Genomic DNA, 15,555 nt, shown 5'->3' with positions numbered 1-15,555 from the left:
CAAGTATGAGGCTACGCGGCGATGGTGCGGATCGGCCCCAGGCTCACCGTTCGCTCTCAGCCGACCGGACGGGCACCGCGGATGAGCGCGACCATCCGGTCGGAGCCGTCGCGCACCCCCACGGAGGCGGCGCGCCGGCCCATCTCGGCGACGCGGTCGCGGTCGGCGAGCAGCGGCAGGAGCTGCGCATCCACCCACGTCGGCTGGAATTCGGCGTCGTCGACCAGGAGACCTCCGTCCGCCCGGAGGACGCCTGCTGCGTTATAACGCTGCTCGCCGTTCCCGATCGGGAAGGGCACGTAGACGGCCGGGATGCCCAGCGCGGCGAACTCGCACACGGTGGCGGCGCCCGCGCGGGCGACCGCGAGGTCCGCGATGGCGAGAGCCAGATCCATCCGGTCGCAGTAGTCGAGCAGGCGGTAGTGCTCGATGCCCGGATCGGTCAGCTCGCCGCGGCCGCCCTGGATGTGCAGCACCTGCCAGCCGGCCGCGGTCAGCTCCTGAGCACGGGCGGCGATGGTCTGGTTGATGCGGCGCGCCCCCAAAGACCCGCCGGTCACCAGCAATGTGGGCCGATCGGTCTCAAACCCGAACTCCGCAGCCGCCTGCGGTCGCGCGGCCGCGCGGTCGAGCTGCTCGATCTCCACCCGGAGCGGCATGCCGACAAAGGTGGGATGCGGCAGCGGCGTCCCCTCGAACGCCACGCCGACCCACGGGGTGTAGCGGGCGCCGAGGCGGTTCGCGAGCCCTGGGCGGGCGTTCGCCTCGTGGAGGATCAGGGGCACCCGCTCCGAGCGGGCCGCCGAGTACGCGGGAGCAGCGGCGTAGCCGCCGAAGCCGACCACCGCGTCGATGCCGCGCGAGCGGATGAGCTCACGGACACTGCGGATGGAGCGGCGGTACTCCCCCGGGAAGCGCAGGGCCGCGCCGTTCGGCCGCCGCGGGAACGGCAGCTTCGGGATGGTCGCCAGCTCGTACCCGCGCTGCGGGACCAGCCGCGCCTCCAGCCCCTCCTTCGTGCCCAGCACCAGCACCTCGGCTTCCGGGTCGTCACGGCGCAGCCGGTCGGCGACGGCGAGCAGGGGGTTCACGTGGCCGGCGGTGCCCCCGCCGGCGAGAAGGTAGCGCGTCATGCCCGGGGCCCCGCCGACCCGGTGTCGTGGGCGGCCAGGGAGTCACGATGCGACTGCCGCGCGAACGACAGCACGATTCCGATGGCGATCATGGAACTGATCATCGCAGTGCCACCCGCAGAGATCAGTGGGAGTGGCACGCCGAGCACCGGGATGACGCCGAGCACCACCGCGATGTTGACGAACGCCTGGCCGATCAGCCACACCATGATCGCGGCGGTCGTCACACGCGCGAACGGGTCGTCCGACGCGTGGATGATGCGGAGGAACACGATCGCAAGCATCACGAACAGCAGCAGGACGACGACCGCGCCGATGAGCCCGAGCTCCTCACCGATGATCGCGAAGATGAAGTCGGTGTCGGCGGCAGGCAGCCACGACCACTTGGAATGGGAGTTGCCGAGGCCCACCCCGAACACGCCCCCCGAGGCGAGCGCGTAGAAGCCGTTGTCGATCTGCCAGTTGACGTCCGGATTGGCCGCACTCGCACCGCCGAAGAGCGCGGCGATGCGCCCCAGACGGCTGGCGCTCGAAATCGCGACGAAGAAGGACATGATTCCGACGGCCACGACCCCGGTGAAGAGGAACCGCATCCGCACGCCGGCGAAGAACAGCGCGCCGAGGATCAGCGCCGCCATGATCATCGTGGTGCCGAGGTCGCCGCCGAGCAGCACCAGCGCGACCGCACCGCCCGCGATCGGGACCACCGGGATCGCGACGTGCTTCCACTGGTCCAGCACGTCCCGCTTGCGGGCCAGCACCACGCCGAGCCAGACGACGAGCGCGAGCTTGATCGCCTCGGACGGCTGCACGGTCAGCGAACCGATCTTGAGCCAGTTGCGGTTGCCGCCGATCTCCATGCCGAGCGGCGTCAGCAGCACGAGCACCTGGAGGAAGCACGCGGCGGCGAGGAAGAACCAGATCGTCTTCCGCCAGAACGCCCGCGGGATGCGCGACACCACGAACATCAGCGGCAACCCAACCAGCGTGTACGCGCCCTGCGACCAGAACCGCGAGAAGAAGTTGTCGCTGTCGTTGTGCGACTCGACTGCAGACGACGAGAGCACCATCACCAGGCCGAAGACCACCATGAACAGCGTGATCCCGAGCAGCAGGAAGTAGTTGGCCGACTCCGAGGTCATCGACCGGCCCAGCTGGATGCGTGTGGTCAGCGCGCCCAGGCGCGTCGAGGCCTGCGCGGCCTGCTGGTCAGCCCTGCTGCGGGTCGGGATGCGGGGCGGGCTCGTCATCCGCCTCACCTCCCAAGTACTCGTTCACCGCCGCCTGGAAACGGCGACCGCGCTCTGCGTAGTCGGCGAACTGGTCCATCGACGCCGCCGCCGGAGCCAGCAGCACGGTGTCGCCCTCGCGGGCGAGACCGCCGGCCAGCCGCACCGCCGTCGGCATGACCTGTTCAGTCTCGTCGGCGTCGACCTCCAGAACGGGAAGGTCGGGCGCGTGTCGCCGGAATGCCGCCAGGAGCGCCTCGCGGTCGACCCCGATCAGTACCGCACCGCGCAGGCGGCCGATGTGGCGGCCGACCAGCGCATCCACATCCACACCCTTCAAGAGGCCGCCGACGAGCCAGACCACCGAGGGGTACGCGCGCAGCGACGCGTCGGCCGCGTGCGGGTTCGTGGCCTTGGAGTCGTCCACCCAGTTCACGCCCGCGGCGACCCGCACCAGCTCGATGCGATGCGCATCCAGCCGGAACGCGGTGAGGACGTCACGGATGACCTGCGGCTCGACGCCCCACGAGCGCGCCAGGGCGCTGGCCGCGAGGATGTTCGCCACGACGTGCGGCGCTGCGAGGCCGGCCTCGAGCAGCTCATCGAGCGTGGTCAGCTCGATGGCCGAGTGCGCGCGATCCTCGAGGAACGCGCGATCGCAGAGGATGCCGTCCACGATGCCGAAGTCGCTCGGCCCCGGGACGCCGAGGCCGAAGCCGATGGCGCGGGCGCCCTCGACGACCTCCGCCTCCTCCACCATGTGCAGGGTGTTCTCGTCCGCCTTGTTGTAGACGCACGCCACCCGGGTGTTCTGGTACACCTTCGCCTTGGCGGCGATGTACGCCTCGAGCGAGCCGTGCCAATCGAGGTGGTCGTCGGCGATGTTGAGGCAGGCTGCCGAGAACGGAGAGAGCTCGCCGCTCGCGTTGCGATTCACCCAGTGCAGCTGGTAGCTGGAGAGCTCCACCACGAGCACGTCGAAGCCCTGCGGGTCGCGGATGGCGTCGAGCACCGGCACGCCGATGTTGCCGCAGGGGGCGACGCGGCTGCCTCCCGCTAGGATCATCGTCGCCGTGAGCTGCACGGTGGTGGTCTTGCCGTTCGTGCCGGTCACGCAGATCCACTCCGCGGGGCCGGCGACGCCGTCGGGCCGGGCGACCTTGTCGCGCAGCCGCCACGCCAGCTCGATGTCGCCCCACACTGCGGTGCCGCGCTCCTCGGCCCACAGCAGCAGCGGGTGGTCCCAGTGGAAACCCGGCGAGGCGATGACGAGTTCAGGATCGAACTCGCTGAGCCGCTCGGGCGGGGAGCTCAGGTCGGACTGCTCCAGCAGGTCGGCACCGATGACCTCCAGCAGCATCCGCCGCTCGTCGTCGGCCTTCGACGCGACCACGAGCACCTGCGCGCCGAGCTCTGCCAGCGTGTCCGCCACCGAGAAGCCGGTCACGCCGAGGCCGTACACGGCGACGCGCAGCCCGCTCCAGTCGGCGTGCCAGCTGCTGAGGGAGGCGAGTCTGTCCTCGAGCGCGGTCACGTTGCGAGCCACTCCAGGTAGAAGGAGCCGACGCCGGCGGCGACCAGCAGGCCCCCGATGATCCAGAACCGGACGACGACCGTCACCTCCGCCCATCCCTTCAACTCGAAGTGATGGTGGATGGGACTCATCAGGAAGATGCGTTTGCCGTGGGTGAGTTTGAAGTAGGCCCGCTGCAGGATCACCGACCCGGCCTCGATGACGAAGATGCCGCCGATCAGGACCAGCAGCAGCTCGGTGCGGCTCAGGATGGCGAGCGCAGCGACGGCGCCGCCGAGCGCGAGCGAGCCGGTGTCGCCGAGGAAGATCTGCGCGGGCGAGGTGTTCCACCACAGGAACCCGACGACGGCGCCGACGATCGCCGTCGCCACGATGGCGAGGTCGAACGGGTCGCGCACGTCGTAGCACTTCGCGACGTTCTCGGGGTTCAGGTTGATGCTCGCGCACGACTGGATCGACTGCCAGAAGCCGATGATGATGTAGGCGCCGATCGCCAGGATCGAGGCGCCCGAGGCGAGACCGTCCAGGCCGTCCGTGACGTTGACGCCGTTGGACGCGGCGGCGACCAGGAAGTTGATCCAGATCAGATACAGGCCGTAGCCGACCAGCACGCCGATCACGCCGAACTTCGTGATCGAGCCGAAGTCGATCGCCGGAAGGTCGCGGATGAACGAGACGCTCATCGATGCCGGCGTGGCGTCGTTGCCGTTCGGGAAGCGGATCGCCAGGAACGCCCAGACGGTCGCCACGACCACCTGGCCTGCGACCTTCGCCCAGCCCGTCAGGCCGAGGCTGCGTTCGCGGCGGGTCTTGAGAAAGTCGTCGATGAAGCCGACCACGCCGAGCCCGACCATCAGGAACAGGACGAGCAGGGCCGAGACGCTCGTCTCATCCCCGGTCAGCAGCAGCGCCGTGAAGTAGCCGAAGAGCGTGCCCAGGATGACGACGATCCCGCCCATGGTGGCGGTGCCGCGCTTCGCGTGATGGCTCTGCGGACCATCGTCGCGGATGAACTGCCCCCACTGGAGGCGGCGGAAGAGCCGGATGAACAGCGGCGTCAGGAACAGCGTGAACGCCATCGACAGCGCACCGGAGGTCAGCAGGGCTCTCACGAGAAGGATTCTCCCAGTCGGTCGCCGAGGAAGCGCAGCCCAGCCGAGTTGGAGGACTTCACGAGCACCGTGTCGCCCGGGCGCAGGGCGCCCTTCAGGTGGTCGAAGGCCGCATCCTGCGTGTCGAAGTAGAGGGACTCGCCATCCCACGAGCCTTCGTTGATCGCCGAGATGTGCATGCGGCGCGCGGCCGGGCCGACGATCACGAGCTGGTCTATGCCGAGGCGCACCGCGAGCAGGCCGATGCGGTCGTGCTCCTCGCCGGAGAACTCGCCCAGTTCGCTCATCTCGCCGAGGACGGCGATCGTGCGGGCGCCGGGCTCCGCGATCTGCGCCAGGGTCTTCAGTGCTGCGGACATGGAGTCGGGGCTCGCGTTGTACGCGTCGTTGATGACGGTGACCTCACTGCCGCCCATGACCTCCATCCGCCAGCGCTCGGCGGTCTTCACCGTCTGCAGCGACGCGACGATCGTGTCGATGTCCACATCGAGCGTGTACGCCGAGGCCGCGGCGGCCAGGGCGTTCATCACGTGGTGCTCACCGAGCACCTGGAAGCGAACGGGACGCGACGGGCCCTCGCCGCCGTCGCGCGACGGCAGGTGCAGCGTGAAGGACGTGCCACGACGATCGGAGACGATGTCGCTCGCGCGCACGTCGGCGCGGTCGTCGAGGCCGAACCAGAGCACGCGAGCCACGGTCTTGTCGGCCATGGAGGCGACGCGCGGGTCGTCCTGGTTGAGCACCGCGACGTCCGACTCCAGCAGGTCGGTGACCATCTCCGTCTTCGCCTGGAGGGTCTTCTCGATCCCGCCGAACTCGCCCGCGTGAGCGAGCCCGACCTTCAGCACGACGCCGACATCGGGTCGCGCCATGCGTACCAGCCGAGCGATCTCGCCGATGCCGCTCGCGCCCATCTCGGCGACGAGGAACTGCGTCTCCTCCGTCACCTGGAGCATCGTCACCGGAGCGCCGACCTCGTTGTTGAACGAGGCGCGCGGGGCGATGGTCGGGCCGACCTGTTCGAGCACGGCGCGGAGCAGGTTCTTCGTCGTGGTCTTGCCGTTGGAACCGGTGATCCCGACGATCTTCAGGAGCCCCAGGGCGCGCACCCGCGCGATGACCTCGGTCGCCAGGTCGCCGAGGGCGACAACGGTGTCCTCCACGAGAAGCTGCGGCACGGGAAGCTCGAGGGGATGGTCGACCACGACGAGCGCCGCGCCCGCCTCGACGGCCTGCGGTGCGAACAGGTGACCGTCGGTCACCTCGCCGGGCTTCGCGAAGAAGATGGTGCCGGGCACGACCTCGCGCGAATCCGTCGTGGAGAGCCCGGTGATCTCGGTCTCCGGTGAGACGTGGGTGCCGTCGAGCAGCAGCGTGCCACGGGTGGCCGCGGCGATCTCGGCCAGGGTCATCGCGATCATCAGAGCCACCCGGCCTCTCGCAGGGCGAGGCGCACGTCATCTCGGGCGGAGTACGGCAGCCGCTGGCCGGCGACCTCCTGGTAGTCCTCGTGGCCGGGCCCGGCGTAGAGCACGACGTCTCCGTCGCCCGCCAGCGACAGCGCGGTGCGGAAGGCGGCACGCGGATCGGGGACCTCGTACAGCTCCAGCTCCGGAACCGCGTTGCGCGCGCCCTCGAGCAGGGCGGCACGGATGCTCGCCGGGTCCTCCCAGCGCGGGTGGAAGTCGGTGATCACCACGGCGTCGGAGCCACGGGCGGCGATGGCGCCCATGTCGGTCCGCTTGGTGGTGTCGCGGTCGCCGTCGGCGCCGAACACCATGACGATGCGGCCGTCGGTGACCTTGCGCAGGGCGTTCAGGGTCGAGAGGAAGGCATCCGGGCTGTGCCCGTAGTCGATGAACACGACCGGGCCGCGGTCCCCGGAGAGCCGTTCGGCACGTCCCGGGATGTACGCGTCGATCCCGCCGTCGCGCTCCAGCGCCGCACCGATCGCATCGAGGTCGTACCCCGACTCGACGAGCATGACGATCGCGAGCGCCGCGTTTCCGGCGTTGTACGCACCCAGCAATGGGATGCGCGTCTCGAGCCGGCGGCCGTCGGGCCCCTCGAGCGCGAAGGAGGTGTGCGTCAGCGACTCCTCCAGCACGGTCAGCATCCACTCGGCATCCGTGCCCGGCGAACTGGTCAGGGTGGCGACCGGGATGCGCGACTGCTCGACCAGGGCGCGGCCCCACTCCGAGTCGACGGTGACGACGCCGCGGCGCGCGCGGTCGGGCTGGAACAGTTCCAGCTTCGCCGCGAAGTAGTCGTCCATCGCCGCGTAGTCGTCGAGGTGGTCGTGGCTGAGGTTCGTGAACCCGACGATGTCGAACACGATCCCGTCGACGCGACGGCGCGTGAGCGCCTGGGCCGAGACCTCGATCGCGACGGCGCGGACACCCTCCTCGCGCATGCGCGCCAGCAGGGCATGGAGCTCACTGGCCTCGGGCGTGGTGAGCTTGCTCGTGATCGCGGTGTCGCCGATGCGGCGCTCCGCGGTCGAGCTGAGGCCCGAGACGACGCCGAGCTGGCCGAGGATGGCGTTCAGCAGGTACACCACGCTCGTCTTGCCGTTCGTCCCGGTCACGCCGAAGAGCGTCGCCGAATTCTCGTCGGTGCGGTAGATCCAGGCGGAGACGGCGCCGAGCGCCGAGCGCGGGTCGGGCGTGACGATGACCGGCAGGCCGGACTCCGCGGCCAGCTCCGCGCCCTCCTCGTCGGTGAGCACGGCGACCGCTCCCGCTTCCGCCGCAGCGGTCGCGTAGCTCGCCCCGTGGGCGTTGCGGCCGGGCACGCCGACGTAGAGGTCTCCCGGCTCCACGGCCGAGCTCGCCAGCGCAGCGCCGGTGACCTCGACGCCGTCGAGATCGCCCCGGCTGTCCAGCCCGAACTCCGCTACCAGCTGGGCGAGCGGGCGGGCGACGGGATGCTCGGGGCGCAGAGAAGAAGGCGCCGGTCCTGTCACGGGGCTCACTTTCAGTAGTAGGGCGGATAGTCCGCCGGGCTGGACGTCGAAGGCTTCACCCGGTAGGTCTTCAGCACCTGACTCATGATCGTGTGGAACAGCGGAGCGGCGGCTGCCGACGAAGTAATGGTAGTCGGGAACCCGAGGTTGACCGAAACGACGTACTGCGGATCGTCGACCGGGGCGACGCCCATCACCGAGACGTAGTAGGAGGGCAGGTAGCCGCCTTTGCCGTCCGGCTGCTGGGCGGTTCCGGTCTTCGCGGCGATGCGGTAGCCGGGGATCTGCAGCTGCTTCTTCAGGTCGCCGGAGGTGACGACCGACTCCATCATGCCGAGCGTCGTGGCGGCCGCCTGGGGCGAGACGACCGCGGTCGGTTTGCCGCTCGGGACGTCGGTGAGCGAGCCGTCCGGGTGCTCGCATCCCTCCACCATCGACAGCGGGATGCGGGTGCCGCCGTTGGCGAGCGCCTGGTACGCGCCGACCATCTGCAGCTGGGTCGCCGAGACGCCCTGGCCGAACATGGTCGCGTACTTGGTCTGGTCGTCCCAGTCCTTCACCGGGTTCAGCTGCCCGGAGGACTGATCGGGATAGGGCAGCCCGGTGTCGCTGCCGATCCCGAACTTCTTGAGGTAGTCGTAGCGGGTCTGATCCGACAGCGCGCGACCGAGCTGCGACATCCCCGTGTTGGACGACATCATTAGCACGCCCGTGAGGGTGAGCCGCAGCGGATCGTGGTAGCCGGAGTCGTGCAGATCCGCACCGTTGCCCGATTTCCAGGAGTACGGCGCAAGCACCTGCGTGGTGGGTGACGCCTTGCCCTGGTCGATCAGCATCGCCGCTGTGAGCGCCTTGAATGTGGAGCCCGGTTCTCGCGGGTCGGTGAATGGCTGAAGGCGCCAGAAGGAGGGATCCGTCGCCTCGATGTTGTTCGGGTCGAGCGCCGGCCATTGCGCGACGGCCTTGATCTTGCCCGTCTTCGCCTCGGCGACGGTGACGTAGCCGAACTTGGAGCCGGTGGCGGCCACTTGCTGGGCCAGCGTCTGCTCCGCGAACCACTGGAGGTCGCCGTCGATGGTGAGCTTGAGCGTCCCGCCGTCCTTGGCCTGCTTCTGCACGACCGTGCTGCCGGGGATCGCGACACCATCGGCGCCGCGCTGATAGGTCTCTTCACCGTCGACGCCCGCGAGGCAGCCGTTCTCGCTCTCCTCCAGGCCCGCACTGCCGCCCTCGGAGAGGAAGCCGAGCAGGTTGCCGGCGACGGCGCCGTTCGGGTAGCTGCGCGCCTGCTTCTTGCTGAAAGTCAGCCAGGGATACGGCAGCTTGTCGAGCTTGTCGAACGTGCCGACATCCATCCCGGACTTGATAAGCACGTATTTGGACTTCGCGTCCTTCTTCAACGAGGCGTCCATGAGCGCGACGATCGCATCGCCGCCCTGGCCGGTGATCGCGCCGATCTTCGCGGCCGCTTCGATCATCTTGCTGCGACCACCTGCGATGGCGTCGGACGGGGAAGCGGCCGCCGTGTACGTGTAGATCGTCGTGGCCATGACGGTGCCGTCGGCGTCGACGATGTCACCGCGGTCGCCCAGTAGCGGCGTCGAGACCTCCTTGGCGGTCACCGACTTCTTCTGCAGGGCATCCGCCTGCACCACCTGGATGTCGACCAGCTTGGCCCCTAGGATGCCGACGGTCGCAGCGACGGCGAGGACCGTCACGGCAGTCCTCCGCCTCAGCATCTTCCTGCCGACCATGCCGCATCCGTCCCGTCGTCAGTGCGTCACCGGGGTCGGCAACGCTCCCTGCAACGGTACGGTCGGGGTGGTCCCGGATGCGGTAGCCGCACCCGAGGTTGTGGAATTCACAGCCGGAGGGGCAGAAGTCTTCGAGGTCGTCGGCGCCTGCGGCTGGGTGACCAGCGGGACGCCCGCGAGCAGCGAGTTCGGGACCAGGTTACCCTGGCTGCCCGTAACCGTCCCCGCGGCTCCGTTCGCCGCCAGCGGCGCACCGAGCACCGCGCCGTCGGACAGCCGGAGGTACGCCGGGCTACTGTTGCTCACCATCCCGAGCGCGTTGGCGTTCGCCGCGAGGTTCTGCGGCGACGAGACACGGTTGAGGTCTTCGGACACGGACTGGTACGACCGCTGCAGCCGGGTCTGCTGCGACTCTAGGGTCTGCAGCTGGTAGGCGCCCTGCGAGATCCCGATGCTCAGGAGCAACTGGGCCACGACGACGACCAGCAGCGTGGCGACGGCCACCCCTGCGTACAGGGCACGGGGACGGGCACGCCGCTGCGAACGGGTGGAGACGACCTCGAGGTGGGTGCGCTTCGGCGACTCCGCCGGCACTGCCGGCGCCGCCTCCGCCGGAAGCGCGCCGCCGTGCCACAGCGCCGCAGGACGCCGCCGCGGCGTCACCGGGATCGCTTCTGCCAAGTTGCTGGTCACGAACGCCTCCTCGTGTCGTCTTTCGTCGTCGCGGGGCGGATCCGCTCCGCAGCGCGCAGGCGCACCGGGGTCGCCCTCGGGTTCGCGGCCTTCTCGTCGTCGTCGGCCAGCTCGGCACCCCGGATCAGGAGCTTGAGCTCCGGGCGGTGCTCGGGCAGTTCGACCGGCAGCCCGGCCGGCGCACTCGATACGGACCGCGCCTGCAGCTCGCGCTTCACGATGCGGTCCTCGAGCGACTGGTACGCCTCCACGACGATGCGGCCACCGAGGGCGAGCGCATCCACCGCCGCGGGGATGGCGCGCTGCAGCACTGCGAGCTCCTGGTTGACCTCGATCCGGAGCGCCTGGAACACCCGCTTCGCCGGGTGGCCCTGCCGCTGCACCGCAACGGGGGTCACCTTGGTGATCAGGTCGACGAGCTGGCCGGAGCGCACCAGCGGCTCCTGCTCGCGCGCCTCGACGATCCGGGCGGCGTACCGGCGCGCCAGTTTCTCTTCGCCGTAGTCGCGGAAGATGCGGCGCAGGTCGGCCTCGGAGTACTCCGCGAGCACTGTCTCCGCCGTCAGCTCGCTGGTCGAGTCCATCCGCATGTCGAGCGGCGCATCCTTCGAGTACGAGAAACCGCGCTCGACACGGTCGAGTTGCAGCGAGGACACGCCGAGGTCGAAGAGCACGCCGTCGATCTCCGAATACCCGACGCTCTCGATCGCTTCCTGGATGCCGTCGTAGACGGTGTGGACGAGGTGGACCCGGTTGCCGAAGCGTTCGAGCCGCTCCCCCGCGATCGCCAGCGCCTCGGGGTCGCGGTCGAGCCCGATCAGCGTGACGTCCGGGAAACGTTCCAGGACGCCGGCGGAGTGGCCGCCCATCCCGAGCGTCGCGTCGACGAACACCGCGCCCGGCTTCGCCAGGGCGGGGCCGAGCAATTCGATGCAGCGCTCGAGGAGGACCGGGGTGTGGATGCGGGAGGAGTCGGAATCGGTCATGGTCGTTCGGGACGATCCGCCGGCCCTGATCCCGGATCCCCATCCATCCCGACCTGACACCGGGGAAGTGGTGTCAGGGCGTATGGCTGGGAGTCCGGCGTCAGGGACGCGCGGTCAGAAGAGTCCCGGGATCACCTCCTCCTCCGTGTTCGCGAATGCTGCTTCCTGTTCGGCCAGGTAGGTCTCCCAGGCCTGGGCGTCCCAGATCTCTGCGCGGCTGCCCGCGCCGATCACGACCAGGTCGCGATCGAGCCCCGCGTACGACCGGAGCGAGGCCGGGATGGTGACCCGGTTCTGCTTGTCCGGCAGCTCTGCGCTCGCCCCCGAGAGGAAGACGCGCAGGTAGTCGCGGGCCTGCTTGCTGGTCACCGGCGCCTGCCGGATCTTCTCGTGGAGCGACTCGAACTCGGCCTTCGAGAAGACGTAGACGCAGTGCTCCTGCCCGCGAGTCAGCACGAGCCCGGATTCGAGTTCGTCCCGGAACTTCGCCGGAAGGATGATGCGCCCCTTCTCGTCGAGCTTGGGGGCATGCGTACCGAGGAACATCGGCTGCCACCCCCACTCTCCTGGCCCAGGTTGCGGTGTAGCTCCACTTTACTCCACTTCCATCCACAGCGCAGCGCTTTGCAGCGAAATTGCCCCGAAATGGGTACGTCGCGCCGCGAAATCACGCGGGATTTGCGGGTGGAGGAAAGTGGAGTGATGGGGCACGCCCGCAGACACGAAAAAGGGCCGATCCGTGAGGATCGACCCTGAGTCGGTCAGATGGTGGAGCGGAGTGGAGCCTCTAGCTCTCGATGAGTACTAGCTCTCGCCGCCGTCGTTGCGCTTGTCCCAGCGATCGTTCATGCGATCCATGAAGCCGGCCTGCCCGCCGCGGGCCTTCGCCCGCTTCTGCTCCGGCGCACCCGGCTCGACGGCGACCCGCTTACCCGGGGCTATGGCCACCAGCACACCGGCGAACATGACGATGAAGCCGAGGATGCCGATGAGTGGCTGCTGATAGTAGACGCCGGCGATCAGTACGCCGACTCCCACCACCGCCAGGAGGATGCCGAGAACGATCGAGCGGTAGGCGGGTCTCTCCCGCTTGCCTCCGACCTTCGCGACGAAGTCTGCATCGTTTTGATACAGACTGCGTTCCATCTCTTCGAGGAGGCGCTGCTCGTGTTCCGAAAGCGGCATCTCAATCCCCCTCTTTCTCGCGGGTCGAGGCTTCAGTGAGGCTGATTCTAGACCTCACGTGTCTGGCTAGGCTAGGCGTGTGTCTGAAAGCATCCGATTCGTCGACCTCATCCAGTCAAGAATCGATGGATTCTTCGATGCGCGTGCCTCCATTCTCGTCTCCATCGCCGATGAGCTCTCTCCTGTGGCGGCGTTCTCAAGGGAATTTCTCAGCGGCGGCAAGCGCTTCCGGGCGCTGTTCTGCTTCTGGGGCTGGCAGGCGGTCCGAACGGCGGGCGAGGAGAGCGGCGACGACGACCTCGGTGCGATCGCGGCCGGCGGGGCACTCGACGCCGTCGTCTCGGTCTCGAGCGCTCTGGAGCTCTTCCACGCCGCTGCGCTCGTCCACGACGACCTGATCGACAACTCCGACACCCGTCGCGGAGCGCCTGCCGCGCACAAGCGGTTCGAGCGCCTGCACGACCAGGAGGGCTGGGGCGGATCGGGCGCCGCCTTCGGGACGGGCGCCGCCACCCTGCTCGGCGATCTGCTCCTCATCCTCAGCGACGAGCTCTTCGACGAGGGCCTGACGCAGGTGGTCAGCGCCGCGGCGCGCCGGGCCGCGCGGGCCGAGTTCAACAGGATGCGGATCGACGTCACGGCCGGCCAGTACCTCGACATCTTCGAGGAGATCGGCTGGGCCGGCCGGCCCGACGCCGACCAGCTCGCCCGCGCCGAGCGCGTGATCGTCTACAAGTCGGCCAAGTACTCCATCGAGTCGCCCCTGCTGATCGGTGCGAGCCTGGCCGGAGCCACCGTCGGACAGCTGGATGCGCTCCGCTCGTTCGGACTGCCGCTCGGCATCGCCTACCAGCTGCGCGACGACCTACTCGGCGTCTTCGGGGACGCCGAGGTCACCGGCAAGCCGAGCGGCGACGACCTGCGGGAGGGCAAGCGGACGGTGCTCATCGCGCTGACGCGCCAGGCCATCCCGTCGGGCGCTCGTGCGACCCTCGACGAACTTCTCGGCGACCCCGACCTGACCGCGGAGCAGGTGCGCACACTACAGCTGACCATCCGCGAATCGGGAGCGGTGGATGTGGTGGAGCGCATGATCGCGGAGAACGTCGGCCGGGCGATCGCGGCGCTCGACGCGGCGCCGCTGGGCGCCGCCGCCAAGGCGCAGCTGCGCGACCTGGCGATCACGGTGACGCGGCGGAGCGCGTAAGCCGCCGTCGGCAGTAAGGGCGTCCGACGCTCGTTGTAACGTTCGCTCGGGCGCGCGCAGCAGCGCAGGTGACAAACAGGGCAGGTGACAATCTGAGCACCGCGAGTCCTGAATACAGGACGCGCGGCGGTCAGGCCAGGGCTTGCGCCACCCGGCGGACCTCCGCCTTGCGGCCGGCGCGCAGCGCCACGATGGGCGACGTGCCGAGGCTCTCCTCCTCGGTCAGCATCCAGTCCACCGCCTCCTCGTCGCCGAACCCGTCGTCCGCGAGGACCATCAGGGTGCCACGGAGTTCGCTCAGCGGCTCACCGTCCTTCAGGAACAGCGCGGGGACCTTGAGGACGCCGTCGATGCGTTTCGCCCCCAGGTGGCGGTCCTCGATCAGTCGACGGACCCGGCTCACGCTCAGGCCCAACGTCTCGACGAGGTCGGGTACGGTCAACCACTCGGTGGTCTGCACGTGCTCGGTCACCCCTCCAGCGTGCCATGGAATGCGGGGATCCGAGAGCCGGTCCAATTGTTACGATCAGGTAAACTGCTTTCACATCCGTCACTCCTGTTGACTCCTCTATTACTGTGTGTCAGCGTGGGCGGGGATGTGTCACTCAAAGAGGGGGGTCTCATGGCTCTGGCAGACACCGGCAGGACGCGCGGCATTCTGGGAACGGTCCCGATAGCGGTCGCGAGTTCGCTCGCCGTGACCTTGAACCTCGTCACTCCCGCCCAAGCGGCGCCGCGCGAAGACCATGCCACCGACCACGCCGGCGACACCGGCGAAGTCACTCCGCTGGAGCGCGCCACCCTCGTCAGCACCATCGGCGCCGGGCGCGCCGCCAGCGAGACCTCCGCTGCGCAGACCACCGTGGCAGCTGCGCCCGCCTCGTACCGCGTGCAGTCGGGCGACACTGTGTCGGGCATCGCCGCCCGTTTCGGGCTGTCCACCGCGGCCGTCCTCGCCATGAACGGCCTGAGCTGGAAGAGCCTCATCTTCCCCGGCCAGGTGCTCGCCCTCGCCGGTCCGGCGGCTGCAGCCCCGGCACCAGCAGCCCCGGCACCAGCGCCGGCAGCACCCGCACCCGCTCCGGCACCCGCCGGCACGACGTACACCGTCGCCCGCGGCGACACCATCAGCGGGATCGCAGGCCGTTTCGGCGTCACCACCCGCGCCGTGCTCGCCGCGAACGGCCTGAGCACCTCCAGCCTGATCTTCCCCGGCCAGAAGGTGCGCATCCCGGGCATGACCACGGCGTCGCTGAACACGCCGATCGCCCCGGCCCCCGCACCGGCTCCCGCCCCTGTCGCCGCCCCCGCGCCCTTGCCGAAAGCCTCCGCCGGCCAGGTCGTGGCGCTCACCGACGAGATGCGGGGCAACGCCCAGCTCATCATCCGCATCGGCCGCCAGCAGGGCGTCCCCGACTACGGCATCGTGGTGGCGCTGGCTGCGGCGGCTCAAGAATCCGGGCTCCGCAATGTCCGCTATGGTGACCGCGACTCCCTGGGCCTCTTCCAGCAGCGTCCGAGCACCGGATGGGGAACCGTGGAGCAGGTGCTCGACCCGACGCGTGCCACCCTCGCGTTCTACGGCGGCGCCGCCAACCCCAACAAGGGCCGCACCCGTGGCCTGCTGGACATCCCCGGGTGGACGGCGATGAGCGTCACGCAGGCCGCCCAGTCCGTGCAGATCTCCGCCTACCCCGACGCCTACGGCAAGTGGGAGACGTCGGCGCGCACGTGGCTCGCCCAGCTCGGCTGAGCCC

At 69.3% G+C, this 15,555-nt stretch carries 14 protein-coding genes; 2 read left to right on the top strand and 12 right to left on the bottom strand.

Going from position 1 to position 15,555, the window contains the following annotated elements; translation table 11 throughout:
- Window positions 1-56 precede the first annotated feature (56 nt).
- The 11 genes from AB4Z18_RS06735 to AB4Z18_RS06685 all read right to left on the bottom strand — a co-directional run bounded on the left by AB4Z18_RS06735 (window position 57) and on the right by AB4Z18_RS06685 (window position 12,591).
- Complete coding sequence (locus AB4Z18_RS06735) at window positions 57-1,133, bottom strand: UDP-N-acetylglucosamine--N-acetylmuramyl-(pentapeptide) pyrophosphoryl-undecaprenol N-acetylglucosamine transferase (protein ID WP_441781919.1); 1,077 nt, start codon at window positions 1,131-1,133, stop codon at window positions 57-59.
- Entirely contained in the window at window positions 1,130-2,383 is a 1,254-nt protein-coding gene (gene ftsW / locus AB4Z18_RS06730) for a putative lipid II flippase FtsW (protein WP_441781918.1), read from the bottom strand. Before ftsW ends, AB4Z18_RS06735 begins: the two co-directional genes overlap by 4 nt.
- Window positions 2,343-3,896: a UDP-N-acetylmuramoyl-L-alanine--D-glutamate ligase gene (gene murD, locus AB4Z18_RS06725; protein WP_441781917.1), complete on the bottom strand. Its 1,554-nt coding sequence runs from the start codon at window positions 3,894-3,896 to the stop codon at window positions 2,343-2,345. Before murD ends, ftsW begins: the two co-directional genes overlap by 41 nt.
- Entirely contained in the window at window positions 3,893-5,008 is a 1,116-nt protein-coding gene (mraY, locus tag AB4Z18_RS06720; protein ID WP_441781916.1) for a phospho-N-acetylmuramoyl-pentapeptide-transferase, read from the bottom strand. The genes murD and mraY overlap by 4 nt, the downstream gene beginning before the upstream one ends.
- Window positions 5,005-6,429 (bottom strand): UDP-N-acetylmuramoyl-tripeptide--D-alanyl-D-alanine ligase, encoded by a 1,425-nt coding sequence (locus AB4Z18_RS06715; RefSeq protein ID WP_441782987.1) that lies wholly within the window; start codon window positions 6,427-6,429, stop codon window positions 5,005-5,007. Before AB4Z18_RS06715 ends, mraY begins: the two co-directional genes overlap by 4 nt.
- Complete coding sequence (locus tag AB4Z18_RS06710) at window positions 6,429-7,973, bottom strand: Mur ligase family protein (protein ID WP_441781915.1); 1,545 nt, start codon at window positions 7,971-7,973, stop codon at window positions 6,429-6,431. Before AB4Z18_RS06710 ends, AB4Z18_RS06715 begins: the two co-directional genes overlap by 1 nt.
- Window positions 7,974-7,984: 11 nt before the next feature.
- Window positions 7,985-9,691, bottom strand: coding sequence for a peptidoglycan D,D-transpeptidase FtsI family protein (locus tag AB4Z18_RS06705; protein WP_441781914.1), 1,707 nt, complete (start codon window positions 9,689-9,691; stop codon window positions 7,985-7,987).
- A gap of 54 nt (window positions 9,692-9,745) precedes the next feature.
- Window positions 9,746-10,420, bottom strand: coding sequence for a hypothetical protein (locus tag AB4Z18_RS06700; protein WP_441781913.1), 675 nt, complete (start codon window positions 10,418-10,420; stop codon window positions 9,746-9,748).
- A complete protein-coding gene (gene rsmH, locus AB4Z18_RS06695; protein WP_441781912.1) occupies window positions 10,417-11,406 on the bottom strand; it encodes a 16S rRNA (cytosine(1402)-N(4))-methyltransferase RsmH in 990 nt (329 codons plus the stop codon). Before rsmH ends, AB4Z18_RS06700 begins: the two co-directional genes overlap by 4 nt.
- Before the next feature lie 114 nt (window positions 11,407-11,520).
- The gene (mraZ, locus tag AB4Z18_RS06690; protein WP_441781911.1) at window positions 11,521-11,952 is read right to left on the bottom strand and encodes a division/cell wall cluster transcriptional repressor MraZ; all 432 of its coding nucleotides are present in this window, start codon (window positions 11,950-11,952) and stop codon (window positions 11,521-11,523) included.
- A 258-nt stretch (window positions 11,953-12,210) separates the two neighbouring features.
- Window positions 12,211-12,591: a DUF3040 domain-containing protein gene (locus AB4Z18_RS06685; protein ID WP_441781910.1), complete on the bottom strand. Its 381-nt coding sequence runs from the start codon at window positions 12,589-12,591 to the stop codon at window positions 12,211-12,213.
- Window positions 12,592-12,670: 79 nt separating this feature from the next.
- Here AB4Z18_RS06685 and AB4Z18_RS06680 point away from each other — a divergent pair, with 79 nt between their 5' ends.
- Entirely contained in the window at window positions 12,671-13,798 is a 1,128-nt protein-coding gene (locus AB4Z18_RS06680; RefSeq protein ID WP_441781909.1) for a polyprenyl synthetase family protein, read from the top strand.
- Window positions 13,799-13,928: 130 nt separating this feature from the next.
- Here AB4Z18_RS06680 and AB4Z18_RS06675 read toward each other — a convergent pair whose 3' ends face one another.
- Complete coding sequence (locus AB4Z18_RS06675; protein WP_441781908.1) at window positions 13,929-14,270, bottom strand: Rv2175c family DNA-binding protein; 342 nt, start codon at window positions 14,268-14,270, stop codon at window positions 13,929-13,931.
- Window positions 14,271-14,420: 150 nt separating this feature from the next.
- On the opposite strand from AB4Z18_RS06675, the gene AB4Z18_RS06670 reads away from it, so the two are divergent.
- The gene (locus tag AB4Z18_RS06670; RefSeq protein ID WP_441781907.1) at window positions 14,421-15,551 is read left to right on the top strand and encodes a LysM peptidoglycan-binding domain-containing protein; all 1,131 of its coding nucleotides are present in this window, start codon (window positions 14,421-14,423) and stop codon (window positions 15,549-15,551) included.
- Window positions 15,552-15,555 lie beyond the last annotated feature (4 nt).

It is taken from the genome of Leifsonia sp. 2TAF2, from assembly GCF_052115085.1.
Classification (GTDB): Bacteria; Actinomycetota; Actinomycetes; order Actinomycetales; family Microbacteriaceae; genus Leifsonia.
The sequence above is the reverse complement of the archived record's forward strand: the minus strand, read 5'-3'. Positions and strand labels throughout refer to the sequence as shown.

What these genes read in the sequence shown, in the direction of transcription:
- AB4Z18_RS06670 (WP_441781907.1), top strand. Translation starts at nt 14,421, where the DNA reads ATGGCTCTGGCAGACACCGGCAGGACGCGCGGCATTCTGGGAACGGTC.
- AB4Z18_RS06735 (WP_441781919.1), bottom strand. Translation starts at nt 1,133, where the DNA reads ATGACGCGCTACCTTCTCGCCGGCGGGGGCACCGCCGGCCACGTGAAC.
- rsmH (WP_441781912.1), bottom strand. Translation starts at nt 11,406, where the DNA reads ATGACCGATTCCGACTCCTCCCGCATCCACACCCCGGTCCTCCTCGAG.
- mraZ (WP_441781911.1), bottom strand. Translation starts at nt 11,952, where the DNA reads ATGTTCCTCGGTACGCATGCCCCCAAGCTCGACGAGAAGGGGCGCATC.
- ftsW (WP_441781918.1), bottom strand. Translation starts at nt 2,383, where the DNA reads ATGACGAGCCCGCCCCGCATCCCGACCCGCAGCAGGGCTGACCAGCAG.
- AB4Z18_RS06685 (WP_441781910.1), bottom strand. Translation starts at nt 12,591, where the DNA reads ATGCCGCTTTCGGAACACGAGCAGCGCCTCCTCGAAGAGATGGAACGC.
- AB4Z18_RS06715 (WP_441782987.1), bottom strand. Translation starts at nt 6,429, where the DNA reads ATGATCGCGATGACCCTGGCCGAGATCGCCGCGGCCACCCGTGGCACG.